Genomic DNA, 23,235 nt, shown 5'->3' with positions numbered 1-23,235 from the left:
TATTATCCCCCTACTTAATTAACCCATTTACTACTACATTTAATAATGAATCTATAGTTGAAATTACCTTTGCACTTGCATTATAAGCATGCTGTAATTGAACTAAATTTACTATTTCTTCATCCATAGAAACACCTGAAATACTCATTCTTGATTTATCTATACTGTGTAAAAGCTTACTGTTATTAAATTCTTGCTTTTTAGCTATTTGAGATGATTGTCCTAATTCTTGAATAGTACCATTATAATAATTTCCTACAGTAATATCTTCCCCATCTATATTTACCTTTTTATTTTGTATATCATATAATTCTAATGCTTTACTAGATGTCATTTCTAATTTAGATACATCTTTTATAATATTAGGATTTACATCAATTAGCTTTCCATTTTTTCCTGCTACAAATATATTTTCCTTACCTTTATAAACATTATTTATATTTGCTGTTATAGCATTAGATAGTGTTCTTAATTTATTTTGATATTTTTCTATTTCAGCTTTCATAGCTTTCGTTCCACTTAGTTCACCACTTAAGCTTTTTTCTTTTATTTTAGATTTTAAAACTTCTAAATCATTAGCTTGAACCTTAGCATCCTTACCTTCCACATCAAACACAGCTTTAACTGAATCATCATTTACATCTATTTTAAAGCTTAATTCATCCATAAGATTATCTCTTTGGTCTAATAAATCATTTGGTGATTTATTAGCTCCTTGAATTAACTTTATATTTTTATCTAATTCTTTTATTTGTAAGATTTTATTATTTATATCTGAAACAATACTCTCTGTTTGAGAATTTAATTGTTCATTTAATGTTTCAAGTTTAGAATTAACACTATTAATATTATTACTTAAAAATTTTGCCTTCTCTATTGCCACATTTTTTGCTCCAACACTATTTGGATCTTTAGATAATTCATTTAAAGAATTAAAAAAATCATTAATAGATGCTGATATTGAATTTTTTGATGGCTCATCAAAGATGTTTTCCATATTTCTATAATAATCAGACTTTATATTTACTTCTCCATACTTATGACTTTCACTTCTAAATTGAAAATCATAAAAAGAATTTCTTATTCTTGTTACATCATTAACAGTTACCCCTGTCCCAAGTTGACCTGGACCGTGATGACTATTATAACCAATTGAAGTATATGGTCTGCTTGTAGTTTGTTCTACTCTTTGTCTTGTATACCCTGGTGTATTTAAATTACTTATATTGTGTGATGTTGTTTGTATTGCTGTTTTACTTGCAATCATTCCTGATTTTGCTGTTTGTAAAGTTCCTAATAAACCTGTCATAATAATCTCCTATCTTACATTTCCATACGAATTATACGTACCTATATTTTTTGAAGGCTTTATAACATCTATCATTTTATTTGTAAAAAATAACCTCTGCTTTATAAGAGTTGAGTTAGTATCATTTTGTAACTCTATATCTCTAAGTAGCCCCTTAACTTCTTCATAAACATCTTTAAGATGTTTATCATAGCTATTTTCAATTATTTCTTTAAAATTATTATCTTTTATTAAGTCTCTTCTTTTAATTTCAATAGTTGCTAAATTTTTTCCTATCAATTCTATATCCTCATTTACTTTATCTAAAGCTACTACTTCATCAGATAAAATTAAATTATACTGCTTATCTAATAAATTCATTAATTCTTGTAAGATTCTTTTTTCTTCAAAAATTATTAATTTTAAGCTAGAATCCATTTAAATTACTCTCCTTTAATACTTTCAAGCATTTTTTTAGCTATTTTTTTGCTATCAATTTTGTAAGTTCCATTATTTATTCTATTTTTTATATCATTAATCTTATCTAAATTAATATTTTCATTATCATTTACTATTTTATTTAAATATTTAGCAGCATCAGATATTTCTACTTTATCTTTCATTTCTCTTTTTGTTACAGTTTTATTTTCATAATTCTTTTGTTTTTTATATACATTTATCATATTATTTCTTCTAATAGAATCTATCTTCATATTATGCCCCCAACTTTTTTATTCATCTATTATTAATTATCGGCTAATTAAATAATTAATTTAGTCCTTTTTTATATTTAACAAAAAATAATAGGTGCAGACTATATTTTAACCACACCTATATCTTTAGTTTAATTCTTTTTTAAAGAACTTAATCTTACACTAATTTTATTTCCAAATTTAAGACTTTCTCCATCAGCTATCATTTTGTCATTAATGTTAATATCTAAATCCTCATCTATAGTTTTTTCAAGTTCTATTACATCTCCTTCTTTAAGAGATAATATTTCCTTTATACTTTTTTTGCAGCTCCCTATAGTTACGCTTATATCTAATTTAGAATTTAATAAAATTCCTTTATCTTCAAATTTCTCTACTTCTTTTTTTTGTAAAGTGTCAAATTCTACTTCGTATAAATCTTCCTTTTTTCCTTCAATCATAAAATTCTCCTTTATCTATATAAATCTACTAAAAGTCCTTGTATATTATCTATTGTAGAACTTATATCTAAATTTTCCTTTTCTTCTTCAAGTACCTTAGCAGTTAAAGATTCTAATTTTTCATTTATAGTTTCAACTGTTGAATAATACTTATTTTCAAAAAAACCAATATTTTTATTAAGTGTATATGTATATTGAACAATAGTTTCTAAATACTTTTTAATTGTATTTTTATAACTTTTTACATCAGCGTAATTTTTACTTACAATTAATCTAGTACCTTTTTTCTTAATTTCTTTTATGTAATTTTCAAGCTGCTCTTTGCTTGAAGACTTATATGATTTCATAAAGCTACCTGAGAAATCATTTTTTGTTGCACTGGATTTTTCTTTAATATTTATAGCTTTTTTTGTATTTATTCCATTAATTTTCATCATGCAATCCTTTATAATAATTCATTACTTTTTTAACATAATTTTGAGTTTCCTTTGGCATTTTATATATATCATCTATGGATCTAACTCCTCTATTTGCCATTCTAGTAGGACCTCCATTATAAGCCATTAATGCCATTTTAACATCTCCGTTATATCTTTTTATGTATTCTTTAATATGTCTTACTCCACCATCTATATTTTGTTCAATATTAAGAGGATCAACTATACCTAAACTTTTGCAATTTTCAGGCATAAGCTGCATAAGTCCCTTTGCCCCAGCCCATGAAACAGTATTTGGATTAAAATCAGATTCTACTTTAATTATTGCCTTAATTAATTTTTTATCTACACCATATTTTTCACCACAAGTATTTATAGCATTTTTTATTCTATCTTTTTTGCTTAAATTACTAATATTAATGTCATCTAAATTTATATTTTTAGAAAAACTATTATTGTTAATGTTTATACCATTTAATTTACAACTATTTAAAGATCCAATAATATCCTCTATAGATACTTTATCCTCTGGATTAGTAACAGTTTTATTTCTATCGCTTATAGCACTTAATAAACTTATCATTACAGTTTCAAAAATATTACTTCTTGATTCTCCATTAGAATTTCCAAATCCACTTAAACTATTTATAAATAAACCCATATCATTTATTCCATTTATCACTATATCACCTCAAAACCTTTATAAACTTATTATACGGAATTTCTTTATATAACTTAATACTTTTAATTGAACAAAAAAGATGACTTCTATTAATAGAAATCATCTTTTAATTTAATATACTATATTTTAAACTATCCATTACAAAAGATTCAATTTATTTTTTAAACCCTTATATCTTATTAGTAAATCTTAGCTTCTTCTTTTCCACTTAATACTCTAATTGCACCTTGTGCTAATGCAAGTAATTCATCTTCTCCTGGATAAGCCTTAACTTCTGTTATCCAACCTACTCTCTTAGTTATGTCATTAACAACTTTTTCTGAATAAGCTATTCCACCAGTTAAAAGAATTTTATCTACCTTTCCTTCTAATACAGTAGCCATTTCTCCTATTGTTTTAGATATTTGATATATAAATGCATCATATATTAGTTTAGCTTCTTCATCACCTTCACTAACTTTCTTTAATACATCTCTAGCATCATTAGTATCAAGGTAAGCAACAAAGCCTCCTCTTCCTAATATCTTTTTATATACTTCAGCTTCTGTATATTTTCCACTAAAGCACATTTTTACTAAATCTCCAACTGGAACACTTCCTGATCTTTCTGGTGAGAATGGACCATCTCCATCTAAAGCATTGTTAACATCAACAATTCTTCCTAATTTATGAGCTCCTATTGAAACTCCACCACCCATATGAGCTACTATAAGGTTTAACTTATCATATTCTGTATTATTTTCTCTTGCAAATCTTCTTGCAACAGCTTTTTGATTTAATGGATGACATTTACTCTTTCTTGGTAATTCTGGTATACCTGAAATTCTTGCAACTGGTTCTAATTCATCTACAACAATTGGATCTACTATAAATGCTGGTACATTAACTTTTTTTGCTATTTCATTAGCTAATATAGCACCTAAGTTTGCAGCATGTTGTCCTTGAACACCTTTCTTTGAATCTTCTATAAGAGCTTCTGTTACTTTATAAGTACCACCTGGAATTGGTTTAAGCATTCCACCTCTTCCAACAACAGCATCTAATTCATTGATATCAAAATTCTTTTCCTTTAATATTTCTAAAATAATATCTTTTCTAAAATCTAATTGATCAAATATTGTAGCATATTTTGCTATTTCATCTGATGAATGTCTTAAAGTAGTTTCTAAAACTTCCTTTTCATCTTCATAAATTCCTATTTTTGTTGAAGTTGAGCCTGGGTTTATAATTAATAATTTATATGACATAACTTTAATTACCTCCTAAATATCCTAATCTATTACTTTAGTGACTCAGCAACTAAAGCTGCTAATGCAATTGAATTAACTTTTGTTTCAAAAGAATCTGCTCTTGATGTTAATATAACTGGAGCTGATGTTCCAACTAATAATCCACCATTTTTTGATTTTGCTGTGTAAGTTAAACACTTATACATAACATTTGCAGTTTCTATATTTGGAAGCATTATAATATCTGCCTTTCCTGCAACTGGTCCTGATACTTTTTTATGATGTGCTGCTTCTTCTGAAATAGCATTATCAAGAGCTAAAGGTCCATCAACTATACATCCCTTTATTTGTCCTCTATTATTCATCTTTGATAATAATGCAGCATCTAATGTAGCTGGCATATCTGGATTTACAACTTCAACTGCACAAACTGGAGCTACTTTTGGCATAGCAAGTCCACAAGCATGAGCTACTGCAACTGAATTATCTATAATTTGTTTCTTAGCTTTTAAATCTGGGTATGTGTTAAATGCAGCATCTGTTAAATATATTAATCTATCTATTCCTTCAACTTCAAAAACAGCAACATGAGACATAAGTTTTCCTGTTCTTAATCCTACTTCTTTATTTAAAACACTTCTTAAAAATGTTGCAGTATCAACTAACCCCTTCATAACCATATCTGCTTTTCCACTTGAAACAAGTTGAACTGCAAAAAGTGCTGCTTTCTTAGAATCTTTTTCATCCATTATTTCATATCCTGATAAATCCATTTCTATCTTATCAGCAATTTTTTTAATTTCATCTTTATCTCCAACTAATATAGCTTCAGCAATTCCTTGTTCCTTTGCTGATTTTATAGCTTCTAATACTGGCTCATCTTGAGCAACTGCTACTGCTACTTTCTTTGGTTTAAGTTCTTTAACCTTTGATAACAACTCATCAAAATTTTTACTCATTTATAACGCACCTCTTATATCTATATTTTAAAATAATTATTTTCATATACTTAGAATACATTATTATTTATTGTTAATTTTTTATCGTTAATTTTATAACAATTTAACAGTTATATTGTATCAGATTTTTCATATAAAAGGCAAGTTGTCAGAAAATTCTTTTACAAAAAAAAGGTGGATAAATCCACCTTTAATGTAAACATAATTTTAATTTTCTATTATTATAATGTATATTCCTCCATTATTCTCTCTGAAGCTTTTATTCCGTCAACAGCTGCAGATATTATTCCTCCTGCAAAACCAGCGCCTTCCCCTGTTGGATATAATCCTTTTACTGATACACTTTGAAGTTTTTCATTTCTTAAAATTCTAACTGGTGCTGATGTTCTCGTTTCTATCCCTGTTAAAATTCCATCATACATATCATATCCATCTATTCTCTTTCCAAAAACTAATATACCTTCTTTCAATGTGTCTACTACAGCCTTTGGTAAACATTCCTTAAGTTCTCTAAATTCAAATCCTGGTTTATATGTAGGAATAACGCTTCCTAACTTTGTTGATTTTTTATCATTTAGAAAATCTCCAATAAGTTGAACTGGTGCTTTATAATTTCCACCACCTAATTTAAATGCAAGACTTTCATAGTGTCTTTGAAATTCCATTCCTGCTAATGGATGCTCTCCTTTAAAATCATCTGGCCCAACTGTTACAACTAATGCAGAATTTGCATTTTCTAAGTCTCTAGCATGATAACTCATTCCATTTGAAACAAGTCTTCCTTCCTCTGAGGCTGCACCAACTACAACTCCTCCTGGGCACATACAGAAAGAATACACTCCTCTGTTTTCCTTTTTGCTTTGATAAGTTAATCTATAGTCAGCAGCTTTTAACTTTGGATGATTTGCATACTTTCCATATTGACTTTTATTTATTATATCCTGTGGATGTTCTATTCTAACTCCTATTGCAAAAGGCTTTTGTTCCATTAATACTTTATTGTTATATAACATCTCATAAGTATCTCTTGAGCTATGTCCTATTGCTAAGATTAAGCATTCACATGGTATTTCTTTACCATTTATAATTATACTTTTTAACTCACCATCTTCTACATTTATTTTTTCAAGTTTTGAATTAAAATGAACTTCTCCACCTAATTTTTTTATTTTTTCTCTTATATTTTTAACTACGCCTTTTAATATATCTGTTCCTACATGAGGTTTTCCAACATAGGTTATTTCTTCAGGTGCTCCATTTTCTACAAACTCTTCTAACACAAACGTACACCTTTTATCTTTTATTCTTGTTGTTAACTTTCCATCTGAAAAGGCTCCTGCACCACCTTCTCCAAACTGAACATTTGAATTTAAATTTAATTCCCCAGTATCCCAAAACTTTTCCACAGTTTCAGTTCTTTTGTCCACATCTTCTCCTCTTTCAAAGACTATTGGTTTATAACCATGCTTTGCTAAAGTTAAGCTTGCAAATATTCCAGCTGGTCCAAATCCAATAACAACTGGTCTTGATTTTAATTTTTTATTTCCATATATGAATTTTTCTTCTTTATTTTCATCTTCTAATTTTACATTATTGTTATTGATTTTTTTTACTATGCTTTTCTCATTGTCACATGTTATATCAACACAATAATTAAATTTAATGTCATCTTTTTTTCTTGCATCTATACTTTCTTTTATTATTTTTAATGAATGTATGTCTTCTTCTTTTATTCTTAACTTTTTTGCTACCTTCTTTTTAATTAAAGAATTATCCTCCTCAATACTTAGAATAATATTATTTATTCTTATTGCCATAAAATTTCTCCTATACTGATTTTTTATTTGAAGTATTTTTGTTATCTTTTTGATTTTCTTTTTTCTTTAAAGTAAATTTTACTGTACTTGTATTTGATATTGATATATCTGAATTAGAACTTATCATTTTAACATTTGCTTGTTCTTCAAAATCTCCTTCATCCTTAAACTTACTCAAATCAAATTTACATGTAAAATCACTGGCCTTTAAATTGTCTATATCTTTTTTATTTCCTTGTATATTAAATTTAATTGATTTTGTTTCATTAGAAAGCTCTAAATTACTATTAAGGCCTGTATAACTAACTGGCACTTCTAATTCCTTTGATGCTTCACTGTCTCCTATCTTCTCTACATTAATTTTTACTGTTATATAATTATTACCATCACTTACCTTAACTCCATTTGGTAAAATTATCTTTACGTTTTTTTCTATACTGCTAGTAATATTTGATAAATCTATACTTTCAGTCTTTAATGAATTTACAGAATCTACGGCCTTTTGATCTCCTACTATTTGAACAGATGTTTTTGATGGATTTGTGCTAACTAATTTATATCCATTTGGAACTGAACCAGTAAATTCAGTTGTAACATCAACAGATTTTCCATTATTAACTGCTATGCTAATAGTACCTACATTTTTACTTAATGTAACTCCATCAACTACATTACCATATGAATCTACTGGTTTAAGTGGAAATTCTTTAGTCAAATTTTCACTAACACCTTCTAAGTTCCCAACCAAAGCAACATTAGCTACTTTATCTACAGCACTTTGTGGCCCTGAAACTTCAACTTTTTCAGAATTGAATTGTTCTTTTTGTTTGTATACTCCTTTAGCATAATCTACATTAACTTGTGATATTGTATTAAATTGCTTAGTTATTAATTTTTCAAGTTTAACTTTAATTACTAAATTACCATTATTTTTTATATTTAATTCACTTGGATAATTTTTAACTTGAACTGGTATATTATTTACTCCTTGTTTTAATGCATATTCTCCAAGATTAGCTGAGAGTGAAAATTGACTTTTTGTTGCTGCATAAATATATTTTGAATATCCTTCAAGGTCTAAATCTACAGTAAAAGTTTGATTAGGAGCTAATGCTAAACCATCTTCTTTTAAAGCAGAGGTATTTGTTATATTAACTGGCACTCCTTTTAAAGTATATTCTCTTGTTGTGTTCTGAATATTAGTTACATAAAGCCATAATCCAAAAGATAACAACACACATACTAATTTTATAATTAATGTTTGATTTGAATTCCCCTTATCCATGCTTTCACCTTCTCCCCAGCTGATTTTACCTTTTTATTTTCTCTATCTTGCATTATACTTAATAAAGTTTTCTTTAGTTTTTCTTTGTCATAATTTCTTGTAAGTCTTCCACCCATAGCTAGTGATATTGTTCCTGTTTCTTCTGAAACAATTATTACTAAAGCATCTGAATTTTCTGATAGACCTATACCAGCTCTATGTCTAGTACCCAATTTCTTATTTATACCATTGTTATTTGTTAAAGGTAATACACATCCAGAAGCATAAATTCTATCTTTTCTTATAATTGTTGCACCATCATGAAGTGGTGTATTTACAACGAATATATTTTCTAAAAGGGCTGCACTTATTTCTGCATCTATTATCGTTCCTGATCCTAAAACTTCTCCAAGTCCTGTTCCTTGTTCTATTGCAATTAAAGCACCTGTTTTTGTTTCTGCTAGATCCTCTACTGCTGTTACTATTTCATCAATTATAGTTTCTCTTTCTTTAGAATCACTAATGTTATGTGTTTCATCAAATGCACTTCGTCCTAAATGTTCAAGTGCACGTCTAATTTCTGGCTGAAATATAATTACTACAGAAAGAACTCCTATTGTTAGTGTCTTACTTAAAATAAAATAAAGCATATCTAACTTTAATACATAACTTATAGGAATTAGTACAATAATAAATAAAATTCCTTTTAAAAGTTGTTCTGCTCTAGTTTCTTTTATAAGCATATATCCTTTATAAAAAATATATGAAACAACTAAAATATCTAATATTGAAGAAAATGATATATGCTTTATTGAATTTACTGCTTCAATAAAAAAATCCTGCATTAGTTTCACCCCTTATTTATTGTGTCTTTTCTAAATTATACACCAAATACTTATTCCTTAATATAATAGTATATTACTTTTTATTATTCTTAATAATATTTTAAAACCTTTAGCAATATAATTTATAAGATTACTTTATTTAAACTATGAAAAGGAGGAGTATTCATGGAAATTTATAAAGAAAATTTAAATAAATTTATTCATTATTTAAAACCTAAAAAAAAGTTATTAATCGTATCATTTTTAATCATTTTGGTTCCAATCCTACTTCTTATTATAACCAAATTTACACCATCTAGTAGAAGTATTAGAAGTATTAATAAACTCTCTAAAGAAACTTATTCTATAAATTCTAATTTGCAAAAATTAATTACAGATGAAGGAATAGATTCTGAAGCTGTAAAAAATGAACTACCTAAATATATTAGTAATTTAGAAGATACAAATGAAAAATTAAATAAGTTAGAAGTACCTCCTACAGTTAACACTATAAAAGAAAAATTTAATGAAACATTAAAACTTAATTCTTCACTTTATAATGAGTGTTTATCCCTATATATGACACCATCTAGTTCAAATCTTTCAAATAAACTAAAAAAATATAGAAAAACATTAGATGACTTTAATAATATAAGAAATGATCTATCTAACCTTAGAATAGAAGATATAATATCTAATGAATCTCTTAATTTTTTTGATAAAACTTATAAATATTTTGATACATTAATTCAAGTTAATATGATGAAAGATATTTCTAATGAAAAAAAATACGAATATATATTAAAAGTTGACAATATAGTAGTTAAACTTAAACAAATAGATGAAGATTTAAAACCAGCCTTAGATAATATAAAAGAAACTAATAGAAATTTTAATACATTAATTAATGATGTATCTAATAAAAAATCTATTATTGATAATATTAAAAATGACTTTTATATGATAAGTGTTCCTGAAGAAGCTAATTTAGTTCATTCAAAATTGCTTGAAACAATTAACTTATATGACTTATATATATCTTCTATGGATGAAACACTACATCTTGATATAGAATCTAAAGAAAACAAATACAAATTAGAAGAAGATTATAAAAATACCTTTTCAAAATATTCAGATTTTATAACATCATTAAGTAAATTGTGTAATGACTTAGAGTATTTTAAAGAAAAATAGTATAGAATTATCCTCCTTTGGTAATAATAATATTGACTGGGTTGTAAAAAGGAGGTTTTTATGAAAAAATTTATAAGTCTTTTTTTACTTTCTATGATGTTAATGTCATCTGTAGAAGCCAATGCTTCAATGCTTAGCTTATTTGACTATATTTCCCTAACTGAAAATATAGAAGATCTAGATAACACTAAAAATAATGATAAAACTAACTCTAAAAGTGAAGCAAATAAAAAAGAAAAATCAGCAAAAAATAATAAAAATAATATAGAAGTTTTTAATCAAAAAGGTGCTCAACTTAAAATATCAAAAGCAGATATTGATTTAATGGCTAAACTTGTCTACTGTGAGAGTAGAGGTGAACCTTTTAAAGGAAAGGTTGCTGTTGCATCTGTAGTTTTAAACAGAGTAATGAGTCCTAAATTTCCAAATACTATAACTGATGTAATTTTTCAGAAGAATGCATTTTCATGTGTTCAAAATGGAAAATTAATAGCCCAGCCTAATGAATCTTGTTATGATGCTGTTTATGAAGCCATAAGAGGTAAAGATCCTACAAATGAAGCTTTATTTTTTTATAATCCAGCAATTTCAACTTGCTCTTGGATGAAAGCAACAGCAAAAAAAGATTCTAAAAGAATAGGAAATCACACTTTTTTTAAGCAATAGAAAAAGGCTCCATAAGTTTGGAGCCTTTTATATTTTTATTATTTTAAATTTATAACTGTTGCTTTTGGTCTTGACATAGCTTCTATTGAATAAGCAACACCTTGAGTTCCCATACCAGATGATTTAACTCCTAAGAATGGGAAGTGGTCTGGTCCTCTTTCTGTTTTGTTATTTACTTGAACAGTTCCAACCTCTAATCTATTTGCTACATAAAAAGCTTTATTTATATCTTTAGTAAATACTGATGATTGAAGTCCATATTCAGATTCATTAGCAATTTTTATTGCATCATCAATAGCACTTACTCTTATTATTGGAAGAACTGGTCCAAAAGGCTCCTCCCAAGCAATCCTCATATCCACTGTTACATTATCAAATAATGTTGGCATTATAGTATTTCCTTCTCTATTTCCACCTAATAAAAGTTTAGCTCCTTTTTCCTTTGCATCTTCTATTAATCCTTCAACAAAGTCACATGCCTTACTGCTTATTAAAGGTCCAACTGTAAAATCTCCATCTAATGGATTTCCTACTGTTACCTTTTCCATTTCCTTTAGTATTTTTTCACTTAACTTATCCCCAATTGAATCCATTACTAAAACTCTTTTTACTGCTGTACATCTTTGTCCTGAATATGAAAAAGCACCTGCTACAATATTTTTAGCTGCTAAATCTAAATCTGCATCTTCTAAAACTATAGCTGCATCTTTTCCACCAAGTTCCATTAAAAGTGGTTTCATTTCTGTAATTCTTGAAATTCTTCTTCCAACTTCACTACTTCCAGTAAAGTTTACGAAATCTATTTCCTTATGTGTAACTACATAATCTCCAATTTCGCTACCCTTTCCTGTAATTGTATTTATAACTCCACTTGGTATTCCTGCTTCATTAAATGCTTTAGCTAAATATAATCCACATATACTACCTTGTGTTGCAGGTTTAAATACAACAGTATTTCCTGCCATTAATGCTGGTGCAATTTTTGATCCTGCTAAGTTTACTGGATAATTAAAAGGAGATATTGCAAGTACAACTCCAAGAGGTTCTCTTGTAACTATTGATATCTTATCATTTTTAAATCCTGGAAATGAGTCTCCTGGTATTGATTCTCCTTTAATATTTTCAGCAGTATCAGCTGTAAATCTAATTAAATCTGCTGTTCTTTTTATTTCTGACATGGCACTTTTTTTATCTTTAGCTATTTCAAGCATCATTATTTCTGCCATCTCTTCTACTCTTTCTTCTAATAAATCAGCCACATTATGCAATAATTTTGATTTTTCATTAGTAGGAACTTCTCTCCACTTCTTTTGTTCTTCTCTTGCTATACTTATAGCTTCATCTACAGATTCCTTACTCATAGCTTCAACAAAGCCTACTGTTTCTCCATTTGCTGGTGATTTTATTTCTATTAATCTATCTTTATCTTTTACTATCCATTTTCCATCTAATAAGTTTGAATAAATTTTTTTACCGTCTATCTCTTGAAAAAACATATTCCACCTCCGTCAATAATTTATTTTTGTTGATATTTATTATTAATTATAATATACTTTTATACATTTTTCCACTTAATTCGTATAAATCTACTAAGAATTAAAATTTTCTTCATATTTATATTATTTCAAAACATCTTAATTTTTATAGCAAAAAATAGATGAGTTATATTTACTAACTCATCCATGTATAGACAATTATTTTATTTTTTTCTTTATTCCATCTCTCAAATATTCTAAATGTTCAATATTAACTCCATTATTCTTTAAATTATTTATTCTTTCTGTAGCTCTATTTATAGATTCTTTTGCTTCCTTAAAATCCTTCTGTTTTATACAAGTACTTGTATACTCTAAAATATAATCTATCTTCATAACTTCCTTAGCTAAATCCTCTTTATCATTATTTACTAAATTTAAAATTATATCATATACCTTTTTAGAAGACTTCTCTCTTGCAATATATAAAAAATCATTATTCTTGCTTGTTTTCTTTGCCATATTATTTCTCCTTCTTAATAAAGTATTTTTACTATATTTTAAAACACTTCAAATTATTTTTAAATATAAATATTTAAAACTTTTATGTTTATCTTTTATAACATAAAAAATAACCAAAAATCAATTAGGTATTTATAAATTCCACTTATTTTATATAAAAAAGACCTTTTCATTAACTGAAAAAGTCTTTTCTATCAAAATAAATATAATTAACTAAAACTTTAATGTTTAATATATTTTAATTAAAAATCAAAATTAACTAAAATTTTAAACTAAATATTTTGAAACTAAATTTTTAAATTCTTCCTTATTTTCTTTATACCAATTTCTAAATTCTATATTTTTATTTTCTAAGACTTTATATAAATCATAAATAAAGTTTGGTATTTCTGTCTCTACTATATCTCCATATATTTCACCAATATGACTATTATCTATTTCAAAATCGCCATCTACTTGAAGCTCAAAACAACTCTTTAATTCATTATTTACTCTCTTTGATTTTCCTGAAAAACCAATAGCTCCAATCTCATGTACTCCACAAGAATTTGTACAACCTGATATATGAATTAAAGGTAGTATATCTTTTTCTATGTTTTCATTTGAAAGTTTATCTAAAATATTAGTTAATAATTCTTGACTATTTCTTAATCCCATTTGACATATTGGCACACCAATGCAACTTACTGATTGCATTACTTTTAGTTCTCCACCACGATTTTGAGTTAAATCTAAAATTTCTTCTGCTTCATTTCCATTTAGATTTCTTATATACATACCTTCTTTCATAGTAAGTCTAAAATCTACATCATCCATCTTTTCTGTAGCATCTAAGATAGCTCTAAGATCTTTAATCATTAATTTCCCTCCAACTGGATGGAAATAAACACTATAAAGTCCATCTTGTTTTTGTTCTACTAATCTTGCATGTTTTCTAGAAGTTTTTATTCCTTCTTTTTTAATTTCTTTTTCTTTTACATCTATTTTTAAATTTTTATTTGATATAGCTTCTTCTAAATGCTTTTTATAACATTTTAAGAATTCTTCTTCTCCCATTCTTTCAACTATATATCTTATACGTGCTTTATTCTTATTATTGTAATCACCTTCAGCAATAAATAAATTTGTCATTGCTTCAACATGATATAAAACATCTTCTCCCTTTATAAGTTCATCATATTCTACTGCAATTCTTGGATTTCTTCCAAGTCCACCACCTAAATAAACTTTAAATAATTTCTCTCCATCCTTATTTACTGCTAAAAATCCTAAATCAGTTACTGTACAATGTGGTTCATCTTTTTTATTAGTAGCCATAGCTATCTTTATCTTTCTAGGTAGTTTATATGTATACACTCTCTCCATAATGTATTTATTTATTTCTTCTGCATATGGTGTTACATCAAATGCTTCTCCCTTTTCCACTCCTGAAAGTGGTGACATTGCAACATTTCTTGGAAAGTTTCCACCTGATCCTCTTGTATATATACCATAATCAATAGCTTCTTCCATTAAATCACAAACATCATCTATTCCTAGTCCATGTAATTGGATAGACTGTCTTGTTGTTGGGTGAATCCAAGTTAAATTGTATCTACTAGCCCACTCATATATTTTATTAAAATCTTCCTTTGTAACTTTTCCTGAAGGGGTTTTTAATCTTATCGCAAATTCTTTTCCACCTCTATGAGCGTATACTCCCATTCCTCCAGATATTCCTCTAAATTGTGCAACATTAAGTTCTTTATTTAGAAACTTATGTCCATTTTCTCTAAACTCTATAATTTCTTCCTTTAATACATCATTTAATTTTTTCAATTATAATCACCTCTTCATTTATTTTACTATGTTAAATTTATATGATAAAAGATTTTTTTCTTATATTTATTATAACTAAATACCTATATACTAATTAATTATAATCTTTTGTTTAAATATATCAAGTGTTATTATACTTCTAATTAATAAATAAGTTTTTAATAAAGATTAACCTTTAAATAAATAATGATGCAAAAATATTTTAATAAATAAAAAATAAGACTAACTTATACATTCCATTATAAGCTAGCCTTATTCTTAAAATTTTTAAGCTACAATTAATTTTATAAAATCATATTATATTAAATTCTTATTAAAACATATACAAAAATAATATATATAAAATTTAATTTATTTATAGTAATTAAGTGTACTTTTTATAATGTTTTCTTCTTCTAATAACATATCATCTATTTCATAGTCTGCTAAAAATCTAATTAATCTATTTATATCACCATTATATAAAAATTCAATGTAATTCTTATCTCTCTTTACCCCTTCTCCTCCAAGAATTCTTATATCACTTTCAATATTATCATTTGTTTTTATAATAATCTTTTTGTTAAAAAAACGTCTAAGAATTTTTATATTTTTTATGCCTATAACTTTTCCTTTTCTAATAACTACTACCTTATCACAATATTTTTGAAGATCATTTAAATTATTACTCGATAAAACTATAGTAGTTCCTTTATTATTTTCCTCTAATATTATTTCAAATATTACTTTCTTTACATCTTCTTCAATATTAGCAATAGGTTCATCTAAAATAATCATTTTAGGGCTTTTTATAATAGCATTAATAATTGCTACCTTTTTTCTATTGCCAAAGGATAATTCATCTATTCTTTTATTTTTATTTATCTGAAACCTTCTACATAAATCATTAATTCTATCTTCTAAAGTTCCTTCTTTATCTTTAAAAATATCCTTTACTTTTAAGTTTTTAGAGAAAACCACATCATTTGGTACATATCCAACTATTTCTTTAATTTCTTTAGCCTTATCTTTAGAATCTAATCCAAAGACACTAATATTACCACTTGATGGAGAAGAAAAATTAAGCACCATCTCCATTAATATTGATTTCCCTGATCCATTAGGACCTGCTATTCCTACTATTTCCCCTTTATTAACATTAAAACTAATATCTCTAATTATCTTTTTACCATTATGATATTTAGTTAAGGAGTTAATTATTAAAGCTTCCATACGCCCCTCCCATATCATTTATTAAATTCCCACAATTCCATCAAATTCAATAATAAAAATGGTCATTAAATAGAACTTTATCTAATTTAACGACCTAATTATCTTATACTAATTATACATTATTTTCCTTTTAATCAAAAGACTTTTTAATAGCATTTTCAAAAGTTCCTATTATTTTTGCCTTTCCTCCATCAACCATAATTTTTCCCATAGCTATAACTTTATCAATTGATAAGTCCTTTTCATTAACTATAACTATATCAGCATCTTTTCCTTTTTCAATTCTTCCTTTGTTATTTAACTTAAGAATATCTGCTACATTTGATGTTACTACTTTTAATGCATCTTCCATTGATATACATTCATTTATTATTGCTTCTTTTACTGATTCATAAAGGGATTTTACACTGCATATTCCAAGACCCTTTAGCTTTCCGTATTCATCAAATATAGGCATACTTCCATTTCCATCTGATGTAAAAGTTATTCTTTCTATTGGTAATCCTTTATCTAAAAGATATTTTAATGCCTTTGACGCTGTCAATTCTCCCTTTTCCAAATTATTAGGATCTGAACTTGTTGTTAAGTCAATATATCCTCCCCTTTTTATCCATTCTGCCCCTGCATCTAAAAGTTCCTTTGTTCTGCTCATATGAGTTGGTAATACTTGAGTAGCTGGTATTTCTGATTCATCCAACATCTTAAATAAGAAATCTAATCTTCTAGCTCCTCCACCTAAATGAATATTAACAACTCCAGACTTATTTGAAAGAAGTCCTCCAACTCTAGCCTCTGCAACTAAATTTATAAACTGATCTAATCTTGGCTGAGAACTTCTATTGTCTGATAGAGCAATTTCTCCAACTCCTATAATTTCATCTACAAGCATTAAATCTCCCTTTATACTTTCTGTCATAGTTTTTACAGGAACATCATAGGAACCTGTATAACATGTTGCTGTAATTCCTTCTTCCTTTAATCCCTTAACTTTAGCAACTAATGATCTCATATTCCTACAAACTCCATCAGTTCCAATACAGCCATTAACAGTTGTAATTCCAGCTGTAGTTAAATTACTTAATTGCAATTCTGGTGTCCTAGTCTTGAATCCACCTTCTCCACCTCCACCAATTAAATGCACATGGCCATCAATAAATCCTGGGAAGGCACATTTATTATTACCATCTATAATTTCAATATCTATAAAGTCCTTTGGAATATTTATGTTATCATATATTCCTTCTATTTTATCTCCTACTAAAACTATATCTTTTCTGCCTAAACTTCTTGGAGAATATAATTTAATATTTTTTATAACTTTAATCATTTTATTTCCTCCTAAAAATTAATTAATATATTTATAAATTCCCAAATTTTCATTATTATATTTACTTCTATAAAAAAAGACTATATTCCTTCAGTAGGAATATAGTCTTTCCATAATTTTATTTGTTATAAAGTTTAATTTCTAATTCATTTGAAATAGCTATATTATATACATATGAATTAGATACTTCATTAATAAACTTTTCTTCAAGTTTTGTATCAAAATTAACTTCGTTTAGCATTCCATGGTATTCCATAACAAATGCTCTCATATCTTCTGCACCTTCAAAAATTTCATCATAAACATAATAGTTTAATCCTTCTGGTTCAATTCCATATGCTTCTCTAAGCATTTTATATATACTTCTTCCTCCAAAAAGATCTGCTAGATATCTACTATATGCATGTGCTATTAATAATTCTGGTTGTTTTTCACTAACTTCATTAATTCTATCAATATATGCCTTTGTTGAAGCTAGTAATTTCATTTCGCTAAGCTTCTCTCCTAATAAGAATTTTAAATCCTTATAAATTTCTTCTGTACGATAAACCTTCTTAATAGCAAATTTATTAACAACAGGATTTTCTCTGTATTTTTCTAAGTTAAATTCTATAGTTTTATATATTTCATATATGTTGAATAAATATTCTGCATAACTTTCCTTTGAAGCCTTTCCATCCATAAGTCTTTTCAAAAAACCTGTTTTCTCAGCTGAATCATGTAAAATTTGATTATTATTTTTTATTTCTTTCATAAAAGAATTCATAAAAACACCTTCTTAAATATTTTATTTTAATGTCCATCGACTATTTGTATCTTGTTTATGGATAAATAATAATCTATTAAAATAAAACATTCAACATCATTATTTCTCCTATTTCTCTTGAATTCTCTATAAAAAGTCTATATTTCTAATGTTTAGTCCTGTTTTCTCTTATTATTTAATAATAATTATCTTTTAATAATATATTTACACGGTATTTAAGAATATGTTTTTTTATTAAAAATTGCCATAAAATATAATTCCTAAAATTCCTGCTATTATTATTGATATTATAGGGTGAACCTTTTTAGATAATAATAAAGCTCCTATAATTACAGTTATTATTATAGCTTTAAAATCTACATAAGCTTCTTTAGCTAAATCTATAAATGCCTGAATTATTAATGCTATAAGAACTGGCCTCATACCAAGTAGTGCACCTTTTAAAATTTTTGACTCTTTAAATTTTTCCATAGCCTTTGATGCTATAGATACTAATATAAAAGATGTTGTTACAACTCCTAAAGTAGCTCCTACACTACCTAAAACTCCAGATACTTTATATCCAACAAATGTTGCTGAATTTATAGCTACTGGTCCTGGGGTCATTTGAGAAATACCTATTATATCCATAAAAACCTTATTATCTATCCAATGATGATTTAAAATTATTTCACTTTGTATAAATGGTATCATGGCATATCCGCCACCAAAACTAAAGGTTCCTATTTTTAGGAAGGTTAAAAATAATTGTATTATTAAACTCATTTACTTCACCTTCTTCCTTAAAAATGCAGCCCCATATATAGCAGCAACTATAATTACTATAATAGGATTAATTTTAAAAATAACTAAAGCTATTAATGCTAAAACTATTGTTATTCCATTTCTTATATTTTTATCTATACCTTTAGCTAAACTTATAACACCTGTTAAAACTAATACTGGAACAGCTGCTGATATTCCTTTAAATACAAGGTTAACATAATAATTCTCTCTAAATTTCATAAAAAAAGTAGCTACTATTAGTATTATTAAAAATGAAGGGAGTGCAACTCCAAGAAGGGCTATTACACCACCCAAAACTCCTGCTATCTTATAACCAATAAAAATAGAACAATTTATAGACATTGCACCTGGAAAACTTTGAGATACAACTAACATATCCATAAACTCTTCTTTACTTACCCATTTTTGTTTATTTACTACTTCCTCTTCAATAATAGGAATCATGGCATATCCCCCACCAAAGGTGAAAGCTCCTATCTTAAAGAAAGCTATAAACATTTTTAAAACTTTATCCACAACTTTTCCTCCATATTACTTTAGATATACACATATTTTATCACAACTTAACAATTAAAATACAAATAAAGAAGTCATCTTAACAATTATAATAATAAAAAAAGGCAAAGTATAAAACTTCTAAGAAATAATATTCCTATCTATTTATTACTTTGCCTTTTTATTAAATATATCACTTTTTATTTATATGTTAACTATTTTACATCTGTTGTTAATTTTCCTTCTCCATAAACCTTTTCCCAATCATTAATAAATTGATCTACACTCCAATCTGTCAAAGGATGTTCTAACATTTTATCCATTATATCAGGATTAACAGTTACTGAATGAACTCCATTTCTTGATAAATCTTGAACTTGTTGAACATTTTTAAAGGAAGCTGCTAAAACTTTGCAATCTAAATTGTATAGTTTAAGTTCTTCTATAATATCCTTAACTACTTCTACTCCATTTCCACTTATATTATCAATTCTATTTACATAAGGAGCTACAAATTTTGCACCACTTACAGCTGCCATAAGTGCTTGTTGTGCTGTAAATATTGCAGTTGCTGTAATATTTATTCCTTCTTTACTTAATACTCTTATAGCTTTAATACCTTCTTTTGTAACAGGAATCTTCACATAAAAGTTTCCTCCTATTGTTTCATTAAGATATTTAGCTTCCTTTATCATATCCTCTGCACTTTTTCCTATAACTTGTGCATGAAGCATTGTATCTTCTCCAATAATTTCTCTAATTTCCTTTAGTAATCCTATAAAATCTCTATTTTCCTTTGATATTATTGTTGGATTTGTTGTTACTCCTGTTATTGGATATATATCAAAAGCCTTTCTTATAGCATTTAAATTAGCTGTATCTAACATATATATCATAAATATTTCCCCCTAAAAATTATAATTTTTCTTCTGTTCTCTTTATAATATCTTCTTGTGTTGTTGGATCTAATGTTATAAATTGTGCACAATAACCTGCAACTCTAACAATTACATCTCTATATTTTTCTGGATCCTTTTGTGCTGCCCTTAAAGTTTCTGTTGAAATAATATTAAATTGAATATGCCATCCCTTCATTAAAACAAAGGATCTTATTAAGGCAACAAACTTTTCAAACTGTTCCTCTCCCTTTAATAACTCTGGTGAAAACTTTTGATTTAAAAGTTGTCCTCCTGTCATTAAAATTGTTGGTAGCTTTGTTATTGATTTTAATACAGATGTTGGTCCATTTGTATCTGTTCCCTGTACTGGTGATGATCCTTCAGCAGCTGGTGTCCAAGCCATTCTTCCATCTGGTGTTGCACCTGTTACTGTTCCCATTGGTACATTTGAAGAAATTCCTGAAGTTGATAATCCATATTTGCAACCAATAGGACCTTTTCCATATCTTGTTGTTCTGTATTTTTTAATTTCTTTTATATAAGTATCATAAGCTTCCTTTGCAATATTATCTACATAGTCTATATCATTTCCATACTTAGGTGCTTCAAGTAATATCTTTTTAATTACTTCCCCATTTTCTCCACTAAAATTATTTTTTAGAGCTTCCATTACTTCTTTTGTACTTAAATATTTATTTTCATAAACTACACTCTTTAATGCTGCAAAAGAATTTGCTACATTTGAAAGTCCAACTTGAAGTCCTGCAATAAAATCATATACTGAGCCACCTTCTTTAATTGTCTTTCCTCTTCCTATACAGTCATCTACTAATGATGAACAAAGTATATCTGGGAATTCTTCTAAATGAGTGTCTGCAAGTTTATCTAATGCAACTGTTAGCTTTGTATAATAAGCTATATTTTTCTCCCACGCCTTCCAAAGTTCCTCAAAGGTATTAAAGTCAGTTAATTTTCCATTACCTGATAAAAGTGTTTTTCCTGTTCTCTTATCATATCCATCATTTAAAGTAAGCTCTAAAGCCTTTATCATATTTAAGAATGTCATTCCTGTACATCTATATCCCCACTTACCTGGAACAGCTACTTCAACACATCCAACCATTGTATAATTATATGCATCTTTAAAATCTACTCCCTTATTTAAAAGAGCTGGCACTATAATTTCATCAGTATGAAGAGCTGGCATACCAAATCCAGTTGCTATAACATTTGCACATTCACGAAGAAATCTTTCTGGACTATTTGCATGTAATCTAGCTGAAAGATTTGGTTGAGTAAGCTTTGCTTCTGCAACACTTTCTAATATAAGATAACTTAATTCATTTACAGCATCTGTTCCATCAAAATTTGAACCACCTATTGTTACATTTTGATATGTTGGATAACCTGCCCCATAACCTGCATGAGAAGTTGGTCTAACCTTTAATATTGAATATAATTTTACCCATAAGCATTCTAAAAGTTCCTTAGCTTCTTCCCTATTTATAATTCCATTTTCAATATCATGTTTGTAGAACTTATAAAGATATTGATCCACTCTTCCTAAAGATGCTGAATGTCCATTACTTTCAATTTGAATAACTAAATGAATAAACCAGATCATTTGAACTGCTTCATAAAATGTTCTTGGAGTTTCCTTTGGAACTCTTTCACAAACTTTAGCTATTTCTAATAATTCTTCTTTTCTCTTTTCATCCTTTTCAATTTGTGCAAGTTCTATTGCAAGTTTTGAATATCTTTCTGCAAACTTAATTACTGCCTCATTTGTAATAATTACTGATTCTAAAAATCCTTTTTTTCTTAAAGCATCATTTTCACTTATATCTAAACTATTTAGTTTTTCTCTTGCCTCTTCAATAATTCCACTTAAACCAATATTTAATGCCTTTTCAAAATCAGGAACTATATGTCCATCTCCTGATGTCATATTCCCTTCTCCATGGATAACCTTTACATTAATTGCATCTTCTATTTCCTTTGGCATAACAGCAAAACATTTATCTCTTAAAGTTTTACCCTTCCAATATTGAACTATTTCTAAAAGTTCATCTATATCTTCCTCTGGCAGATGAAAATTATCTCCATCTCTTTTATCAAAATTTCCTTTTTCCTTTATTTCATCTTCCATCCATTGTACTGCATATTCTGGAAAAACAGGAGCTGTTCTTTCATTAGATGCTTGATTACCAACAATTAACTCACCATCTTTAATATAAATTGTCATATTTTCTAATGTCTTTTCAACAGCTTTTGCTCTTTTTATATAAATTGGTTCTGCTTCATTTTCCTTGTAAGCCTCTGTTACATATCTAGCTCTTTCTATACATACCATAGGCGTTTGTGATAATACTGATTCTCTTAACTTTTTAACTCTCTCACTTTTAATCTCATAATTTTTCAT

At 27.2% G+C, this 23,235-nt stretch carries 23 protein-coding genes; 2 read left to right on the top strand and 21 right to left on the bottom strand.

Translation table 11 applies throughout. From position 1 onward, the window contains the following. Window positions 1-10 precede the first annotated feature (10 nt). From flgK to cdaA, 11 genes are all read right to left on the bottom strand, one after another. On the bottom strand, window positions 11-1,309 hold the full coding sequence (flgK, locus tag J2Z53_RS08005; protein WP_209796961.1) for a flagellar hook-associated protein FlgK: 1,299 nt from the start codon (window positions 1,307-1,309) through the stop codon (window positions 11-13). A 9-nt stretch (window positions 1,310-1,318) separates the two neighbouring features. Further along, window positions 1,319-1,726, bottom strand: a complete 408-nt coding sequence (locus J2Z53_RS08000; protein ID WP_209796960.1) for a flagellar protein FlgN — start codon at window positions 1,724-1,726, stop codon at window positions 1,319-1,321. A 5-nt stretch (window positions 1,727-1,731) separates the two neighbouring features. After that, the gene (gene flgM / locus J2Z53_RS07995) at window positions 1,732-2,001 is read right to left on the bottom strand and encodes a flagellar biosynthesis anti-sigma factor FlgM (RefSeq protein WP_209796959.1); all 270 of its coding nucleotides are present in this window, start codon (window positions 1,999-2,001) and stop codon (window positions 1,732-1,734) included. A 131-nt stretch (window positions 2,002-2,132) separates the two neighbouring features. Beyond that, on the bottom strand, window positions 2,133-2,441 hold the full coding sequence (locus J2Z53_RS07990; protein ID WP_209796958.1) for a FliM/FliN family flagellar motor switch protein: 309 nt from the start codon (window positions 2,439-2,441) through the stop codon (window positions 2,133-2,135). An 11-nt stretch (window positions 2,442-2,452) separates the two neighbouring features. Further along, entirely contained in the window at window positions 2,453-2,875 is a 423-nt protein-coding gene (locus J2Z53_RS07985) for a YaaR family protein (RefSeq protein ID WP_209796956.1), read from the bottom strand. Beyond that, window positions 2,865-3,560: a transglycosylase SLT domain-containing protein gene (locus J2Z53_RS07980; RefSeq protein WP_327786705.1), complete on the bottom strand. Its 696-nt coding sequence runs from the start codon at window positions 3,558-3,560 to the stop codon at window positions 2,865-2,867. The genes J2Z53_RS07985 and J2Z53_RS07980 overlap by 11 nt, the downstream gene beginning before the upstream one ends. A gap of 179 nt (window positions 3,561-3,739) precedes the next feature. Next, a complete protein-coding gene (buk, locus tag J2Z53_RS07975) occupies window positions 3,740-4,807 on the bottom strand; it encodes a butyrate kinase (RefSeq protein WP_209796954.1) in 1,068 nt (355 codons plus the stop codon). Between the two features lie 32 nt (window positions 4,808-4,839). Continuing rightward, complete coding sequence (gene ptb / locus J2Z53_RS07970) at window positions 4,840-5,748, bottom strand: phosphate butyryltransferase (RefSeq protein ID WP_209796953.1); 909 nt, start codon at window positions 5,746-5,748, stop codon at window positions 4,840-4,842. Between the two features lie 221 nt (window positions 5,749-5,969). Further along, window positions 5,970-7,565, bottom strand: a complete 1,596-nt coding sequence (locus J2Z53_RS07965; protein WP_209796952.1) for an NAD(P)/FAD-dependent oxidoreductase — start codon at window positions 7,563-7,565, stop codon at window positions 5,970-5,972. Between the two features lie 10 nt (window positions 7,566-7,575). Beyond that, entirely contained in the window at window positions 7,576-8,850 is a 1,275-nt protein-coding gene (locus J2Z53_RS07960) for a CdaR family protein (RefSeq protein ID WP_209796951.1), read from the bottom strand. Next, complete coding sequence (gene cdaA, locus J2Z53_RS07955) at window positions 8,820-9,674, bottom strand: diadenylate cyclase CdaA (protein ID WP_209796950.1); 855 nt, start codon at window positions 9,672-9,674, stop codon at window positions 8,820-8,822. Before cdaA ends, J2Z53_RS07960 begins: the two co-directional genes overlap by 31 nt. Before the next feature lie 165 nt (window positions 9,675-9,839). Between cdaA and J2Z53_RS07950 the strand changes: the two genes are divergently transcribed. Continuing rightward, window positions 9,840-10,847, top strand: a complete 1,008-nt coding sequence (locus J2Z53_RS07950) for a hypothetical protein (protein ID WP_209796949.1) — start codon at window positions 9,840-9,842, stop codon at window positions 10,845-10,847. A gap of 60 nt (window positions 10,848-10,907) precedes the next feature. Continuing rightward, entirely contained in the window at window positions 10,908-11,513 is a 606-nt protein-coding gene (locus tag J2Z53_RS07945) for a cell wall hydrolase (protein ID WP_209796948.1), read from the top strand. 38 nt (window positions 11,514-11,551) lie between these two features. Here J2Z53_RS07945 and J2Z53_RS07940 read toward each other — a convergent pair whose 3' ends face one another. From J2Z53_RS07940 to J2Z53_RS07895, 10 genes are all read right to left on the bottom strand, one after another. After that, on the bottom strand, window positions 11,552-13,009 hold the full coding sequence (locus J2Z53_RS07940; RefSeq protein ID WP_209796946.1) for an NADP-dependent glyceraldehyde-3-phosphate dehydrogenase: 1,458 nt from the start codon (window positions 13,007-13,009) through the stop codon (window positions 11,552-11,554). Window positions 13,010-13,207: 198 nt separating this feature from the next. Continuing rightward, window positions 13,208-13,510 (bottom strand): hypothetical protein, encoded by a 303-nt coding sequence (locus J2Z53_RS07935; protein WP_209796944.1) that lies wholly within the window; start codon window positions 13,508-13,510, stop codon window positions 13,208-13,210. A gap of 267 nt (window positions 13,511-13,777) precedes the next feature. Beyond that, window positions 13,778-15,328, bottom strand: coding sequence for a nitrite/sulfite reductase (locus tag J2Z53_RS07930; protein WP_209796943.1), 1,551 nt, complete (start codon window positions 15,326-15,328; stop codon window positions 13,778-13,780). 351 nt (window positions 15,329-15,679) lie between these two features. Then, complete coding sequence (locus tag J2Z53_RS07925; protein WP_209796942.1) at window positions 15,680-16,540, bottom strand: ABC transporter ATP-binding protein; 861 nt, start codon at window positions 16,538-16,540, stop codon at window positions 15,680-15,682. A 130-nt stretch (window positions 16,541-16,670) separates the two neighbouring features. After that, window positions 16,671-17,867, bottom strand: coding sequence for a beta-aspartyl-peptidase (iadA, locus tag J2Z53_RS07920; protein ID WP_209796941.1), 1,197 nt, complete (start codon window positions 17,865-17,867; stop codon window positions 16,671-16,673). A gap of 118 nt (window positions 17,868-17,985) precedes the next feature. Then, window positions 17,986-18,633 (bottom strand): biliverdin-producing heme oxygenase, encoded by a 648-nt coding sequence (locus tag J2Z53_RS07915; protein ID WP_209796940.1) that lies wholly within the window; start codon window positions 18,631-18,633, stop codon window positions 17,986-17,988. 234 nt (window positions 18,634-18,867) lie between these two features. Further along, window positions 18,868-19,398: a chromate transporter gene (locus tag J2Z53_RS07910; RefSeq protein WP_209796939.1), complete on the bottom strand. Its 531-nt coding sequence runs from the start codon at window positions 19,396-19,398 to the stop codon at window positions 18,868-18,870. Next, window positions 19,399-19,935, bottom strand: coding sequence for a chromate transporter (locus tag J2Z53_RS07905; protein ID WP_209796938.1), 537 nt, complete (start codon window positions 19,933-19,935; stop codon window positions 19,399-19,401). A 194-nt stretch (window positions 19,936-20,129) separates the two neighbouring features. Beyond that, on the bottom strand, window positions 20,130-20,810 hold the full coding sequence (gene fsa / locus J2Z53_RS07900) for a fructose-6-phosphate aldolase (RefSeq protein WP_209796937.1): 681 nt from the start codon (window positions 20,808-20,810) through the stop codon (window positions 20,130-20,132). A 19-nt stretch (window positions 20,811-20,829) separates the two neighbouring features. Then, window positions 20,830-23,235: a glycyl radical protein gene (locus J2Z53_RS07895; protein WP_209796935.1), complete on the bottom strand. Its 2,406-nt coding sequence runs from the start codon at window positions 23,233-23,235 to the stop codon at window positions 20,830-20,832.

It is taken from the genome of Clostridium moniliforme (genome assembly GCF_017873235.1).
GTDB classification, from domain to species: Bacteria; Bacillota; Clostridia; order Clostridiales; family Clostridiaceae; genus Clostridium; species Clostridium moniliforme.
Note: the sequence above shows the minus strand (reverse complement) of the source record. Positions and strands in the feature narration are given on the sequence as shown.